We start from the raw sequence: 14,723 nt of genomic DNA, 5'->3' as shown, positions 1-14,723 counted from the left end.
CTATAACTATTTTTGAATATCCAAACACTTTTAAAACAAGTTAAAACTAAAACACTCTAAATGAGATACATTTAAAAAAAAATAATTAAAAAAATAAATGTCTATAAATCAAAACAATAAGCGTATAGCAAAAAATACTGTTTTGCTATACGTACGAATGATGTTTATCATGGGGATATCTCTATATACATCTCGAATTATACTTAACACACTAGGTATTGAAGATTTTGGTATATATAATGTAGTTGGAGGTATTGTAATTATGTTGGGGTTTTTTAACAATTCAATGTCATCAGCTACCCAACGTTTTTTATCTTTTGAATTAGGTAAAAAGGATTTTCCTCAATTAGTTAGAGTCTTTAATATGAGTGTGAACATTCATATTATTATTGGTATAGGAATTCTTATACTTGCTGAAACTATTGGATTATGGATGGTAAATACTCAATTAACAATTCCTGAAAATCGAATGTCTGCGGCCAATTGGGTTTTTCAATTTTCAATTTTTTCATTTATGGTTTCGGTTTTCAGTGTGCCATATAATGCGATTATTATAGCTCATGAACGTATGAGTGTTTACGCATGGTTAAGCATTTTAGAAGTAAGTTTAAAATTATTAATTGTATTAATGCTACAATGGATTGATTTTGATAAACTAGAATTATATGCTGTATTAATCTTTGTAGTATCGGTAATTATTAGATTAATATATATAATTTATGCTAACAGAAATTTTACAGAAACTAAATATATATTTTTTTGGGATAAGTCACTTTTTAAAATATTAATGGAATATGCTGGATGGAATCTTTGGGGAAGCGCTGCATACGTATTATTCGGACAAGGAATCAATATTCTACTTAATATTTTCTTTGGTCCTATATTAAATGCAGCTAGTGGTATAGCCAATCAAGTCAAAAGTGCTGTGAACGGGTTTGTAAGTAATTTCCAAATGGCTATGAACCCCCAAATTATCAAATCCTATGCTAGAAATGACTTAAAATATATGCATGGTTTAATTTTTCAAGGTGCAAAATTTTCTTTTTTTTTACTGTTTGCTGTAACTCTACCAATTCTCTTGGAAACTGAAACAATACTTAAACTTTGGTTAAAAATCATTCCTGATTATACAGTAATTTTTACTCAGCTAATTCTTACTAATATTTTAATTAATAGTATTTCTGGACCATTAATGACGGCAGCACAAGCCTCAGGTAAAATTAGGCTCTATCAAGGGGTAGTAGGAGGGCTATTATTATTAAATCTACCTATTTCTTATTTGTTTTTAAAATTGGGTTATAGCCCCCAGATAACATTCTATATTGGTATTTTAATTTCAATAATTGCTCTTTTTTCAAGATTAATTATTATTAGCCCGTTGGTCAAATTATCAATTGTTGATTATTTAAGAAATGTAGTTTTTAGAATAATACCTGTTTCCTTATTAGCCCTCATTTTACCTATAATGATTAGATGGTTTTTACCACAAGACATATATAGATTAATAATTATTTGCTTTACATCAATAATCTCAATCATTTTTGCGATTTACTCAATTGGATTGGATCTTAAAGAAAAAATATTTATACAAGAAAAAATAAAAAAAATATTAGTAAAAAAATAAAGAATGATTAATATTCCTAAAGTAATTGATTTAGTCGTGAAAAATGACATGTGTATTGGTTGTGGTCTTTGCATCTACAAATGTCCTTCGCAAGCTCTTGAAGTACAAATTAATGACTATGGATTTCTAATACCTGAACAAATAAGTTCATGTGATTCTGATGGTGAATGCATTACAGTTTGCCCTTTTAATCCATTTCCCAAAGAAGAAGTCAAAACTGAAAATGAAATAGCAGAAATTTATTTTGATAAGGCTACTAAGTACCAAGAAAAAGTTGGAAGATATGTTAATATATATGCGGGGTATGCAAATGAATTTCGTTTAAATTCATCTTCTGGAGGAATAGCAACTTATATTTTTACAGAGTTAATTGAAAGAGGAATTGTAGATCATGTTTTTTCAGTAAAACAATCAACAAAACCAGGTTTTTATTACGAATACAGCATAAGTAATAACCGAAAAGAATTGTCTGAAGCTGCAAAAACGAGGTATTTCCCTGTTACTTTAGCAACAGTAATGCCAGAAATCCACAAATTAAAAGGTAAAGTTGCTATTGTAGGTGTTGCATGTTTTATAAAAGCTATTCGTTTGGCACAGCACACAGAACCCTTATTAAAAGATAAAATTCCTTTTCTAGTAGGTATTATTTGTGGAGGTGTAAAAAGTAGTTTTTTTACAGAATATTTAGCCAGTAAAGTTAATATCCCAATAGAAAACATAAAAAAACCACAATTTCGGATTAAAGATTTAAATAGCACTGCAGGAGATTATTCTTTTGGTTGTTCAAGTACCGATGATAACTCTAAAAAATTGATTAGAATGGGCTCTCTTGGAGATATGTGGGGAACAGGCCTTTTTAAAGCTAATGCTTGTGATTTTTGTGATGATGTCACTACTGAATTAGCTGATATATCTTTAGGAGATGCATGGCTAGAACCTTTTAATAAAGAAGGAAAAGGTACCAATGTAATTGTAACTAGGAGTTTTCTTGCTGATAAAATATTACAGGAAGGAATTACTTCTGGAAAATTAAGAATTGAGACACTACCTTTAGATAAATTTATTTTTTCCCAACAAGGCAGCTTTAATCATAGGCAAACAGGGCTTTCAGTCCGTATAAAAAAAACAGAAAAACAAAATATTCTCGTTCCACCAAAACGATTTGGAAACTTAAAAACTAATATTTCTTTTAAGTTAGTACAAAAACAACGTATAAAGGTACGAAGAGAAAGTTTACAAAAATGGAAATATCACCCAAATGCCCTTTCTTTTGATAAAGAAATGGCGAAGGATTTAAAATTACTAAAAAGGGTAACACGAATTTCTCATTATCATAGAGCGATTATAAAACGAATTAAAAAAATATTCAACTAAAAAATATGAAAATAGCAATTCTTACTCTACCTATTCACAATAACTACGGAGGTCTATTACAAGCATATGCATTTCAAAAAGTACTTAAAAAAGAATTTAATTTAGATTCCGAAACGTTAGATATTGTTAAAAGCACTTCGTGGGTGTCTAAAGCAAAGGGGCACATTAAATTTATAATTAAAAAATATATTAAACGCGAAAACATTAAATCACCATTTTATATAAGTAATGTTCAAAAACTAATTATTTCACAAAATACAGATGCATTCAAAAATACTTATATAAAATTATCAGAAAAAAAATATACAACTAAAAACTTACACCAATTAAAAAATATTAATTTTGATGGTTACATTGTTGGAAGTGACCAAGTATGGAGACCAATATATTCACCAAATATTCAAACCTATTTTTTAGATTTTTTAAAAGGAGATAAAAGTTCAAAAAAGATATCTTATGCGGCATCTTTTGGTGTTGATTATAATGAATTTAAAAAGAAAGAGTTAGAGGAGTGTTCAAATTTGCTAAAGCAATTTGATGCCGTATCGGTACGAGAAAAGGGAGCTGTAACGTTATGCAAAGAAAAATATTGTGTAGAAGCAACATTAGTTTTAGACCCAACATTACTTTTAAATGTAGAAGATTATAAGGCCATATTAGATAAAAACTTAAAAAACAAGAAACAAATTATGTTCTATGTTTTAGATCCTAAATATGCTAATAAGGATATTGAAGATAGTTTTCAAAAATATTTTGATTTGCCATTATTTAAAATTATGCCTGAAGCAGCTACTAAAGATAGTTTAAAAAATATTGAAGATTGCATTTATCCTCCTGTTGAAGATTGGATTGAGGGTTTTTTATCAAGTGAGTTTATTATTACAGATTCTTTTCATGGAACTATTTTTTCCATTTTATTTAATAAACAATTTATTACTATTGGCAATGTTGCTAGAGGAATGGAAAGATTTAATTCAATATTAAAAATATTTAATTTAGAAGATAGGTTAGTTAGTGATTTATCAGGCATTAAAGAAGTGTTGAAAACTAAAATTGATTATAATTTAGTAAATAAAATTTTAGAAGTTGAAAAAAAGAAATCTTTAGATTTCTTGAAAAACAGTCTTAAAAAATAATAGATGATTAGTATTATTATACCTGTATATAATGCAGCAACTAAGATTGCAGAATGCATAGAAAGTGTGCTAGTTCAAACCTATAACAATTATGAAATTATTATCGTTAATGATGGTAGTATTGATAATTCTATAGAAATCATCAAATCTTTTACAAATAAACACCACAATATTGTTTTAATTAATCAAAATAATCAAGGAGTTACTTCTGCTAGAAAAAATGGTTTTTTAGCTTCCAATGGAGATTATATCATGTTTTTAGACTCGGATGATAAATTAAAACCTAACTGCTTAGCTATTCTTTTAAGCTATTTTGATAATTCAGTTGATTTAGTAAACGGTTCGGTAATTGGTATACCTGATAGCCGTATATGGTTACATAAAGATTTAGGCATTTTAAATAAAAAAAAATACATAGAAAGTATTCTTAAAGGTAATACTTATGCATTTATATATGCTTCACTATATAAAAGAAAGGTTATAAATAATAGTATATTTAATATTGATAAAAGTATTAAAATAGGAGAAGACGTGCTAATTAAATTATTTATGAGCAAGAACATTATTAACAATGTATGCAATATTAAAGATATTGTTTATGAATATATTAATACTGATGGTTCTGTAATGAATAATAAAATTGTACACCCCATATATATTGAAAGATATTACGCGCTTAAATCTAATTTTTTTGAAAACGAATTACATTCTTGCTCTGATATATTATTTAAAAATAAAATTTCAGCCCAATTAAGATCTTTTTTTTCTCCTTGGATTAAATTTGATGATGAATATTACCCTAAATTAAGAGAAGATTTGAACACCAAAAATTATTCATTTAATTTCACTGGGCGGAATCGTATATTAGCACTTGCAGCACGTTACAAATTTTTAGCTAAAATTACAAAAGGATTCTTTTATTACATTTTTATTTTTAAGAATTCAATAAAAAGAAATACAGTGATTGAAAAAGAAATATTATATTAAATAAGATTTAGAAGTAATATTCCTAAAAAATGATTTCTGAATATTTTGTATCCACTAAACACTAGTTTTATTTAACCACAAGTAACATGTATTTATATTTTAAATCAAAAAAACCTTAAATGAATAATCTCACTATATATTCACTCAAAGCACTCCGTAAGATCTATCAAACAATCAAGAAACAACTTTTTAAACTTGTAAGAGGTATTCAGGACAAAGAACATGCTTCTATTACAATATATGACAAGTTATTATCTGATGCTCCTTGCATGATTGCTCGTTTTGGTGCATTTGAGTTATCCATGATATTAAATTATTTGGCTATACAGAACCATAAAAATAAAATCCGTTCTTATATAACAGGAAAAACTGAACAATGGTGGTGGAATAAAAAATTAATGGATAGTATGCAGAACAATGCAGGTTTTTTTCCTAATGATATAAAACATCTATCTCAATTTTGTGAGTTGATGTTAAAAGACATTAAAGAAGTTGACATTTTAGGTTCATGGTTATTTAAAGAAAAGAAAGTTGATGTCTATAGAAACAATAATTCTTTAAATATGCACCTTAGGTTATTAGAGCCTTTTTGGTCTAACATTCCGTGGACGGCTGCTTTAAAAGGAAAAAAAGTTTTAGTAGTACATCCCTTTAACGAAACTATTGAGGCACAGTATAAAAAACGAACGATTTTGTTTGATAAAGAAGTGCTACCAGCGTTCGAATTAATTACTATAAAAGCTGTACAAAGTATAGGAGGCGAAAGTTCATTTAAAACTTGGTTTGAAGCCCTTGATTATATGCAATCTGAAATTGACAAAGTAAATTTTGATATATGTTTGATAGGTGCAGGAGCCTATGGATTTCCTTTAGCTGCACATGTAAAAAGAAGCGGTAAAAAAGCAGTACATTTAGGTGGTGCTTTGCAGCTGTTGTTTGGTATTAGAGGTAAACGTTGGGAAGATCCAAATTATGGGGTTAAAGAATGGGGGATTTCAAGAGGGAGTTACTTAAGTTTAATGAACGAACATTGGGAGAGACCAGGAGATATAAATAAACCTAAAAATGCAGAACAGGTAGAAGGTGCTTGTTATTGGTAACTTATTAAAAATAATTATGAAATTATTAAAAAGAATATATTGGATGCCATTAGGGTTGATAAAGGGTTTCATTAAGTTGGCAAATGATAATGCTAGAGATATTGAAAATAAGAAACGTTTTCCAAAATCTATTATCGATGCAGGTTCTAGTTTTACGTCAGATTCAACTATAGGGAAACATAGTCACATTTTAACAGGGGCAATAATTAATCATAGTCATATAGGTAATTATACATATTGCAGTAGAAATGTACTTATACAAAATACTTCAATTGGTAATTATTGTTCTATAGCACATGATGTTGTAATGGGGCTTGGAGCACATCCTTTACATCTGTTTTCTACATCTACTCTATTCTATAAAACCCATAACACCTTAGGAGTTAAATTTGTTAATGAAAATCTTAATTTTGAAGAATACAAACCGATTAAAGTTGGAAATGACGTATGGATTGGAACAAGAGTAATTATTATGGATGGAGTTACAATTGGTGATGGAGCTGTAATTGCGGCTGGTGCAGTAGTTACAAAAAATGTTCCACCTTATGCGATAGTTGGAGGTATTCCTGCTAAAACAATAAAGCATCGTTTCTCTATGGGCAAAATAAACAGGCTCATTAATTCAAAATGGTGGGAATTAGATTTAAATGAGATAAAAGAAAAAATTAATAGTTTAAATAACTAATCTATGGTGACGTTTATCTATAAGGGAATCAGAAAAATAAAACGAATATTATTAAGCTATTTTCATACTCCTTACGCAAAGTTAGTATTTTATTTAAATGGCGTTAAATTTTCAAATAATCTTTCAGTTCGTGGTATTGTTAAAATATTTGTTACACGCAGAGGTAAAGTTATAATTGGAAAAAACCTATCAATTAACAGTGGTTTTAATCATAACATTATTGGACGACAGCAAAAAACTATTTTTTGGGTAGAGGGCAAATTGATAATTGGAAATAATGTTGGAATGAGTTCCACAGCAATAGTATGTAATCATGAAATTGAAATTGGAAATGACGTTACAATTGGAGGTAATACAGTGATTTATGATACAGATTTTCACACATTAGATGCTACTTTAAGAATGGATAAATCAAAAGATAAATTATACGCAAAATGGGGTAAAGTAAGAATAAAGGATAGTGTTTTCATAGGAGCACATACTACCATTTTAAAAGGAGTTACTATAGGTGAAAATTCTATTGTTGGTGCTTGTTCTGTAATAACCAAGGATATCCCTTCAAATGAAATATGGGCTGGTAATCCAGCACAGTTTATTAAGAAGGGAAAGTAATTATTTATTAATGCTTTTTTTAATTATAGAGGTTTATATTACTATTTAAATTTATTAATTGAAGAAATGAGAAAACTTTTATTAAAAACAATTCCAATACTAATATTGTTGATTACAGTTTCATCAGTAAATTCTTGGACTGATTTACCTATTGGAAACACTACAATATGGTGGTTTATTTATGCTATAACCTTGTTTGTTTTTGTTAAGTCAAAAAACTATTTTTTTAATCAAGAAAACCGTAAATTTCTTTATGTATTGTTTGGATATTTAATTTGGAATATAATTTGTATAGTTAGGGGGGGATTTGTTGCTGAAAATTATTGGGAATGGAAAAATTTAATATCAACAACCATGGTTTTATTAATGCCTTTATCAATTTATATAACTACAAATAAAGGAATTGTTCAAAGGATATTACAGTTCTGGTTAATATATGGTTTACCCGCATTTTTCATTTTTTATTTTTTTATATGGACTGAAGCAATAGGACGCTATTTAATACCAATTTCTTTTTTATTTTTATTTTTTCCTATAGTAAATAAAAAGTGGAAGTTAGTGCTAGTTATTTTTACTTCTATCGTTTTTATTTCCGATTTAGGGGCACGTAGTAATGTTATAAAATTTGTAGTGCCAATATTTTTTGCTAGTATTTATTATATAAGGTTATTAGTTGGACCTAAAATAATGGAAATAGGTAGACTATTACTTCTTTTTTTACCAATAATTTTATTTGGATTAGGCTTGAGTGGTATTTTTAATGTTTTTAAGATGGATGAATACATTAAAGGAGATTACAAAGCGGTAAGCGAAGTTGAAGGAGAAGAAAGAGAGGCAAAACTTACAGTAGATACTCGTACATTTTTATACATAGAGGTTTTAGAATCAGCCCTTAAACATGATTATGTTTTATTGGGGAGAACGCCTGCTAGAGGTAATGATTCAGCATCTTTTGGTGGGTTTTTGGCAGACGAATTAAAAACAGGTAAAATGGAACGATTTTCAAATGAGGTTTCTATAATGAATGTTTTTACTTGGACCGGGCTTATAGGTGTATTATTATATTTTTCGGTATTTTTTAAAGCATCTTATTTGGCAGTTAATAAATCTCGTAATATTTTCATGAAAATTATGGGATTATATGTAGCATTTCGTTGGGCTTATGCTTGGGTGGAAGATTATAATAGATTCGATTTATCTAATATTTTTCTTTGGATTTCCATAGGTATGTGTTTTTCAAAATCCTTCCGTGCTATGTCAGATAAAGAATTTATTATTTGGGTGCGAGGAATTTTTGACAATCGTTATCGAAAATTAGAATTTTATATTTACAAAAAAAGAATGGAATGGGTGTTAAAGAAATAGCAATACTGCTCTCTTGCCATAACCGCAAGGATAAAACAATAAAATGTTTAAATGCTCTTTATTTAAATAAAATGCCACTAGGTTATATATTTGAGGTTTTTTTGGTTGATGATGGCTCTACAGATGGGACAGGAGAAGCCATAAAAGAAAAGTTTCCAAAAGTAAATATAATACTAGGAGATGGTAATTTATTTTGGAATAGAGGAATGCATTTAGCTTGGAAAACTGCTTCTAAAACTAATGATTATGATTTTTATCTATGGCTGAATGATGATACTTTTATTTTTGATAATTGTTTAATGGAATTATTAAAAAGCTCCAATAAAGAAAAGAATCATAAAATTATAACAGGTACAACTTGTGGTGTTGATAATAATAAAAAAATTACTTATGGGGGGAGATCGAAAAACCAAGGATTAATAATTCCAAACGGAGAAAATCAAGATTGTGATTATTTTAATGGTAATATAGTTCTCATTCCTAGATATGTATATAAAAAAGTAGGAATGAATGATTTTATCTTTCATCATTCACTCGGTGATTTTGATTATGGATTAAGAGCTCGAGCTAAAGGAATAGGAATTGTAATTGCTCCAATTATTTCTGGAATGTGCGATGAAAATACTGAGATAAAGTCATGGAAGAAAAAAGACTTACCTCTTCCAACACGAATCAAATCATTGTATGCACCCCAGGGTAATAATCCTATAGAATTTTTTAAATATGATTATAGGCATAATGGAATTATAATGGCATGTTTTCATTTCTTAACTATACATATGAAAGTACTTTTCTTATTTTAAAAATAAAAATTAACTTATATGACAAATAGTAAAACACCTATTTTATTTCTTATTTTTCGCCGAGAAGATGTGGCTATAGAATCTTTTCAATCTATAAAAAAATATAAGCCAACTCATCTTTATATTGCTGCGGATGGCCCTAGAAAACACAAAAAAGAAGAAAAGGAATTGTGCGAAAAAACTAGGAATACTATAATTAATATGATTAATTGGGAGTGTGAAGTTCACACCTTATTTAGAGATGAAAATTTGGGATGTGCTAATGCTGTTAATGGAGCTATTACGTGGTTTTTTAAACATGTAGAATTTGGTGTAATTGTTGAGGATGATTGTGTGTTACATCAAGATTTTTACAGATTGTGTGAAGAGTTATTGCCTCTATATAAAAATGAAGAGCAAGTAATGCAGATTTGTGCGCATAATACAAATGGCAGCGAAGTGGTTTCTAATGAATACATATTTGCACATAATGCGTTTATTTGGGGTTGGGCAACATGGAGGAGAGCTTGGAATAAAATGGATATGAGTATGAGTAAATGGCCTGATTATTCATTTCGTTCTTTAATAAAAGAATATGGTTTTTTTCAAGCTTGTTTTAGACAATACTATTGGAATAGAGCATATACTCATTTGAAAACTCTTCAGTCTTGGGCTACTCGATGGAATTTTTCGGTTCTTTCAAATAATGGATTGTGTATTAGTATGAAAGCAAATTTATCTATGAATACGGGTATTACAACAGAAGGAGGTACTCATTATGATGTAACATCTGAGGATCCTTATAGAAACTTGAAATATGGAAAGATGTTATGGCCTTTGAAACATCCCACTAATTTAGATATTAGTTTAGAAAAAATAAAAGTGGAACAGAAAGAGTTTAAGCGATTAAAATGGATTGGATTCAAGGGCAAGATAGGAAACTTTATAAAATTTAAATTTTAAAGAGAATTTTGCCAAATTTTATAATTTTTCAGTTAATAATATTCTATAATTCATTACGGGTTTTGTGTTTTTTTCATCCTATTTTAAATATATTAAAATTATATGCTAATAAGTAAACAATTTTTTTTAAGTAATCTTTTTTCTTCTTTATCAAATGCAAATATTGATTATTTTGTGATAGGAGAGTATGAGAAATTACCTGAAAGTACAGGAGGAAGTGATTTAGATATAATTGTTTCTCCCAAAGATATTGGTCAATTTTTAGATATTTTGAATAATTTAATATTGGAGAATCAGTTAAATGTAGCATCCTATTATATAAATAATAATGGTTTATTTTATCGAATTCTTAGCCAAAAGAATCCATTTTGGGGTTTACAGGTAGATTTGTTCTTCAAAGGTTTTTATTTTCAAAATCATGAATATTTTCCAATTAAGGAGATAAGGGGGAATATTTTTATTTATAAAGGAATTAAGGTTTTAGATTTAAATAAGGCATATTTAATTGGTTATTTAAAAGAAATAGTTCATAAGTCATGGTCAAAAGATAAATATATTAAAGGGTTTGTAGCGGAAGTTTCAAAAGATGTAGAAAAATACAAAAAGCTTTTTCTTCAATTGTATGGACAAAATTTTGTAGACATAGTTTTTAAAGGTTTATCAGAAAATGAAATAAAGGAAAACAGTATGATACTTGGAGAAATTATGTTTAAGCAAATTTATAATAGTCCATTTTCAAAAATTAAGAATGTATTAGATAAAATAAACTACATTAAAAGAGTATTTAAACAGCCTGGGTATTCTATTGCCTTTTTAGGCACGGATGGGTCTGGTAAAAGCACAATTATCAATTCTATTAGTCCAATTTTAAACGAAGCTTTTCATAATAGCGTTTACTATGAGCATTTACGGCCAAACAAATTTCCTTCAATTGCTAAATTAATAGGTGAAAAAGAAAATTTTGATGGCCCAGTTAGGGATCCGCACAGTAAAGAAGCTTCAGGTTTTTTTGGATCAATTTTACGATGGAGCTATTATTTATTAGATTATACTTTAGGATATGGATTAAAAATTTTCCCAAAAAAGGCATTCAAATCAAGTGTGTGGATTTTTGATCGTTATTATTACGATTATAGAATTGATAAACAACGTACTCGTGTTAATTTACCCGATTGGGTATTGCGATTAGGTCAATTTATTATTCCTGAACCTGATTTAATAATTTGTCTAGGCGCTGATCCAGAAGCAATTTATTCTCGAAAGCCAGAATTATCATTAGAAGAAGTGAAAAGACAAGTCAATGTTTTATCAAAATTTTGTAGTACTCATAAACGTGCAGTTTGGGTTGATACTAGTCAATCAATTGAAAAATCTATAAATGATAGTATGAATGAAATTACTTATATGTTAGGAAAACGATTTAAATCAATTCCAAAAAAAAATAAAACTTGATGAAGTATTATTATTTCAACCCCTTTAATAGGCAATATTATTTTCCAGAAGGGTTTAAACAACAGCCTTTATTTGCTTCTTTTTATCATCCATATACTTTTGCAGGTAGTTTACTTTGGTTTGTTTGGAAAAACATGAAGATTGTTCGTCAGTTATGCAGAGAAGACTCAATAGACACTGTTTTACCTATAAAACGGTTCAAAAAATATTTACCTTATTCGGCTATTTTTGCTATTAATAAAGGTACTATAGGGGTAGAGCAAAAGATAAGTATCATAGCTTATGATTCTATAAGTGGAGAAGAATTCTTTATGAAATATGCAGAAAGTGAAATTGCCCGTAAAAATGTAGATAATGAAGGTAAGGTATTAGCACAGTTAAATCATCTAAACTTTGTTCCTAAATTATACTTGCAAGCATCGGAAAATGATTATACTATAATTAAAACCAGCATAGTAAAAGGTAATCCTCTAGGAAAACAAAAAATAGATGAGCAGATTCTTGGTGTTTTGATTGAATTGTCAAAGCAACATCTGAATACAGATAGAATATTTGCTACAAAACGTAAAAGTTGTTTTGCACACGGTGATTTTTGTCCTTGGAATATGATGTTAGATTCAGGAAAACTCTATATTTATGATTGGGAAATGGCAGGTGTTTACCCATTAGGATATGATTTATTTACCTATATTTTTCAAACTTCATTTTTGTTATCTCCAACTATAAAAATTGAAGAAATAATAAAGAAAAATAAAGAGTTGATTACAAATTTTTTTAAATTGCTAGAAATTAATGATTGGGGAAATTACCTTTTAGAATTTAGTGATATCAAATTAAAAATTGAATCATCTAAAAACAACAATCGGTTAGTAAGGCCTTATTATCAATTAAAGATTTTTTTATCAAATAAAAGTGTTGCATTTAATTAGTTCAAAAGAATCATGAAAAATTTATATTTATTAATATATTACTTTTTAGGAAGATATTTACCATCTTCATCGATGCCTTTAGGTGCTATTTCAGATAAATTTAGAACTTTTTTTTGTTCAAAAATATTTCTCAAATCAGGTAAAAAAATTGTAATTAAAAAGGGAGCTTATTTTGGAACAGGTAGAAATATAATTATTGGGAATTATTCACAAATTGGTGAAAATGCTCGTATCGCAAACGATACAATAATTGGAGAAAATGTAATGATGGGTTTTGATGTTGTTATTCTTTCTGTAAGACATAAAGATGATTCTATAGAAGTACCACTAATTAAACAAGGTTATTTCCCCTGCAAACGAGTAACGATACAAGATGGTTGCTGGATAGGAGCTCGGAGTATTTTAATGCCTGGTGTAATAATTGGTGAAGGTTCAATTATTGGAGCAGGATCAGTTGTAACTAAAGATGTTGAGCGTTATTCTATTTATGGAGGAGTACCTGCAAAAAAAATAAAAGACAGAAAAAATAAGTGATATGATAAACCGAATTATTATAGCATATGCTTGTGAAAATAAAGGTTCTGAGCCAGGAGTAGGTTATTATTGGACAAAGGCTATTTCAGATATTTTTGAAAAAGAATCAATTCTTTTAATAACTAGAAAAAATAATGACGTTTCTTCTTTATTCAAAAATAAAAATTTAAAGGTAAAAGGAATTGACCTTAATAGAAGGTTTTTATTTCTAAAAAAAATATTAGGAGTACGTATTTATTATTTTATATGGCAATTTTTAGTTTTTATACATCTTCTTTTTAACCATAAAAACTATAAAAATGTAATTATTCACCAACTCACTTTTACCCCAATGTATTTTCCTCCTATTTTTTTTATTTTACCATATAAGTTTGTTTGGGGGCCAATTGGAGGAGGAGAATCTTTTCCCATAAAATATCTTTCAGCATTTAAAATCATTGATATAATAAAAGAATTATTACGATTATTGATGCGATATTCAATTTATATAAATCCTCTATTTTATGCAGGTTGTATAAATTCTACTAACATTATTTGTTCATCGCCTGATAGTGCAAATATGATTCCTAAAATTTTTCACAAAAAAGTTTCTACCGAAATAATGGTTTTTGATGAAGATAAAGAAATAAGTACGTTGAAGAAATCCAAAACAATAGTTATTGCGAATAGATTAATAGATTGGAAAATGACTCATTTATTTGTTCAAGCTTTTTATGAATTTACAAATGAAAATAAGACAGAATATACGTTAACAATAATTGGTGATGGTCCTTATTACGATAAAATAAAACCTTTCTTGGAAAACAAAAATATTTTTCATTTTAAAAGGTTTGAACATAGAGAAGATATGCTATCTCATTTAAAAAAAGCATCTTTATTTGTATCTATGTCATTACATGACTCAGGTGCTGCATCATTGTTGGAAGCGATGAGTTACGGTGTTCCTTTTTTTGTAACAAATACGGGTGCACATAAAGTTTATTTAAATAAAAAAGTTGGATTCTCATTTGATTTGGAATCATACAATGATGATTTAGAAAAAATTAAATTATCATTAAAGAAGCTTCTAAATGATGATATTTTAAGTGTTGAATCAGATAAAATAATGAATTGTTATAACAATTATTTTAGGGAAGAGGTTAAAATAAAAAGAATTAAAACTATTTTAGATAAATAATAA

At 28.1% G+C, this 14,723-nt stretch carries 14 protein-coding genes; all 14 read left to right on the top strand.

Features of this window, described 5'->3' with window-relative positions; translation table 11 throughout:
• Nucleotides 1-97: 97 nt before the first annotated feature.
• The 14 genes from DAD81_RS19410 to DAD81_RS19345 all read left to right on the top strand — a co-directional run bounded on the left by DAD81_RS19410 (nucleotide 98) and on the right by DAD81_RS19345 (nucleotide 14,720).
• On the top strand, nucleotides 98-1,624 hold the full coding sequence (locus DAD81_RS19410; RefSeq protein ID WP_111709980.1) for an MATE family efflux transporter: 1,527 nt from the start codon (nucleotides 98-100) through the stop codon (nucleotides 1,622-1,624).
• Between the two features lie 3 nt (nucleotides 1,625-1,627).
• Nucleotides 1,628-2,998: a Coenzyme F420 hydrogenase/dehydrogenase, beta subunit C-terminal domain gene (locus tag DAD81_RS19405; protein WP_218939739.1), complete on the top strand. Its 1,371-nt coding sequence runs from the start codon at nucleotides 1,628-1,630 to the stop codon at nucleotides 2,996-2,998.
• Nucleotides 2,999-3,003: 5 nt separating this feature from the next.
• On the top strand, nucleotides 3,004-4,134 hold the full coding sequence (locus tag DAD81_RS19400) for a polysaccharide pyruvyl transferase family protein (RefSeq protein WP_111709979.1): 1,131 nt from the start codon (nucleotides 3,004-3,006) through the stop codon (nucleotides 4,132-4,134).
• Nucleotides 4,135-4,137: 3 nt separating this feature from the next.
• Nucleotides 4,138-5,121 (top strand): glycosyltransferase family 2 protein, encoded by a 984-nt coding sequence (locus tag DAD81_RS19395; protein WP_111709978.1) that lies wholly within the window; start codon nucleotides 4,138-4,140, stop codon nucleotides 5,119-5,121.
• A gap of 119 nt (nucleotides 5,122-5,240) precedes the next feature.
• Nucleotides 5,241-6,221: a hypothetical protein gene (locus tag DAD81_RS19390; protein ID WP_111709977.1), complete on the top strand. Its 981-nt coding sequence runs from the start codon at nucleotides 5,241-5,243 to the stop codon at nucleotides 6,219-6,221.
• A gap of 16 nt (nucleotides 6,222-6,237) precedes the next feature.
• Nucleotides 6,238-6,906 (top strand): CatB-related O-acetyltransferase, encoded by a 669-nt coding sequence (locus DAD81_RS21205; RefSeq protein WP_111709976.1) that lies wholly within the window; start codon nucleotides 6,238-6,240, stop codon nucleotides 6,904-6,906.
• Between the two features lie 3 nt (nucleotides 6,907-6,909).
• The gene (locus tag DAD81_RS19380) at nucleotides 6,910-7,518 is read left to right on the top strand and encodes an acyltransferase (RefSeq protein ID WP_111709975.1); all 609 of its coding nucleotides are present in this window, start codon (nucleotides 6,910-6,912) and stop codon (nucleotides 7,516-7,518) included.
• Nucleotides 7,519-7,584: 66 nt separating this feature from the next.
• Nucleotides 7,585-8,883, top strand: a complete 1,299-nt coding sequence (locus tag DAD81_RS19375) for a hypothetical protein (RefSeq protein WP_111709974.1) — start codon at nucleotides 7,585-7,587, stop codon at nucleotides 8,881-8,883.
• The gene (locus tag DAD81_RS19370; RefSeq protein WP_111709973.1) at nucleotides 8,865-9,686 is read left to right on the top strand and encodes a glycosyltransferase family 2 protein; all 822 of its coding nucleotides are present in this window, start codon (nucleotides 8,865-8,867) and stop codon (nucleotides 9,684-9,686) included. Before DAD81_RS19375 ends, DAD81_RS19370 begins: the two co-directional genes overlap by 19 nt.
• Nucleotides 9,687-9,704: 18 nt before the next feature.
• Entirely contained in the window at nucleotides 9,705-10,628 is a 924-nt protein-coding gene (locus DAD81_RS19365) for a nucleotide-diphospho-sugar transferase (RefSeq protein WP_111709972.1), read from the top strand.
• A 102-nt stretch (nucleotides 10,629-10,730) separates the two neighbouring features.
• Nucleotides 10,731-12,080 (top strand): hypothetical protein, encoded by a 1,350-nt coding sequence (locus DAD81_RS19360; RefSeq protein WP_111709971.1) that lies wholly within the window; start codon nucleotides 10,731-10,733, stop codon nucleotides 12,078-12,080.
• A complete protein-coding gene (locus tag DAD81_RS19355; protein ID WP_111709970.1) occupies nucleotides 12,080-13,009 on the top strand; it encodes a phosphotransferase in 930 nt (309 codons plus the stop codon). Before DAD81_RS19360 ends, DAD81_RS19355 begins: the two co-directional genes overlap by 1 nt.
• A gap of 12 nt (nucleotides 13,010-13,021) precedes the next feature.
• On the top strand, nucleotides 13,022-13,543 hold the full coding sequence (locus DAD81_RS21170) for an acyltransferase (RefSeq protein WP_111709969.1): 522 nt from the start codon (nucleotides 13,022-13,024) through the stop codon (nucleotides 13,541-13,543).
• A 1-nt stretch (nucleotide 13,544) separates the two neighbouring features.
• Nucleotides 13,545-14,720, top strand: coding sequence for a glycosyltransferase (locus DAD81_RS19345; RefSeq protein WP_111709968.1), 1,176 nt, complete (start codon nucleotides 13,545-13,547; stop codon nucleotides 14,718-14,720).
• The last annotated feature ends 3 nt before the right edge of the window (nucleotides 14,721-14,723 follow it).

It is taken from the genome of Lutibacter citreus (genome assembly GCF_003260195.1).
GTDB classification, from domain to species: Bacteria; Bacteroidota; Bacteroidia; order Flavobacteriales; family Flavobacteriaceae; genus Lutibacter; species Lutibacter citreus.
Note: the sequence above shows the minus strand (reverse complement) of the source record. Positions and strands in the feature narration are given on the sequence as shown.

What these genes read in the sequence shown, in the direction of transcription:
- DAD81_RS19360 (WP_111709971.1), top strand. Translation starts at nt 10,731, where the DNA reads ATGCTAATAAGTAAACAATTTTTTTTAAGTAATCTTTTTTCTTCTTTA.
- DAD81_RS19380 (WP_111709975.1), top strand. Translation starts at nt 6,910, where the DNA reads ATGGTGACGTTTATCTATAAGGGAATCAGAAAAATAAAACGAATATTA.
- DAD81_RS19355 (WP_111709970.1), top strand. Translation starts at nt 12,080, where the DNA reads ATGAAGTATTATTATTTCAACCCCTTTAATAGGCAATATTATTTTCCA.
- DAD81_RS19375 (WP_111709974.1), top strand. Translation starts at nt 7,585, where the DNA reads ATGAGAAAACTTTTATTAAAAACAATTCCAATACTAATATTGTTGATT.
- DAD81_RS19365 (WP_111709972.1), top strand. Translation starts at nt 9,705, where the DNA reads ATGACAAATAGTAAAACACCTATTTTATTTCTTATTTTTCGCCGAGAA.
- DAD81_RS21170 (WP_111709969.1), top strand. Translation starts at nt 13,022, where the DNA reads ATGAAAAATTTATATTTATTAATATATTACTTTTTAGGAAGATATTTA.
- DAD81_RS19395 (WP_111709978.1), top strand. Translation starts at nt 4,138, where the DNA reads ATGATTAGTATTATTATACCTGTATATAATGCAGCAACTAAGATTGCA.
- DAD81_RS21205 (WP_111709976.1), top strand. Translation starts at nt 6,238, where the DNA reads ATGAAATTATTAAAAAGAATATATTGGATGCCATTAGGGTTGATAAAG.
- DAD81_RS19370 (WP_111709973.1), top strand. Translation starts at nt 8,865, where the DNA reads ATGGGTGTTAAAGAAATAGCAATACTGCTCTCTTGCCATAACCGCAAG.
- DAD81_RS19405 (WP_218939739.1), top strand. Translation starts at nt 1,628, where the DNA reads ATGATTAATATTCCTAAAGTAATTGATTTAGTCGTGAAAAATGACATG.
- DAD81_RS19400 (WP_111709979.1), top strand. Translation starts at nt 3,004, where the DNA reads ATGAAAATAGCAATTCTTACTCTACCTATTCACAATAACTACGGAGGT.
- DAD81_RS19390 (WP_111709977.1), top strand. Translation starts at nt 5,241, where the DNA reads ATGAATAATCTCACTATATATTCACTCAAAGCACTCCGTAAGATCTAT.
- DAD81_RS19410 (WP_111709980.1), top strand. Translation starts at nt 98, where the DNA reads ATGTCTATAAATCAAAACAATAAGCGTATAGCAAAAAATACTGTTTTG.
- DAD81_RS19345 (WP_111709968.1), top strand. Translation starts at nt 13,545, where the DNA reads ATGATAAACCGAATTATTATAGCATATGCTTGTGAAAATAAAGGTTCT.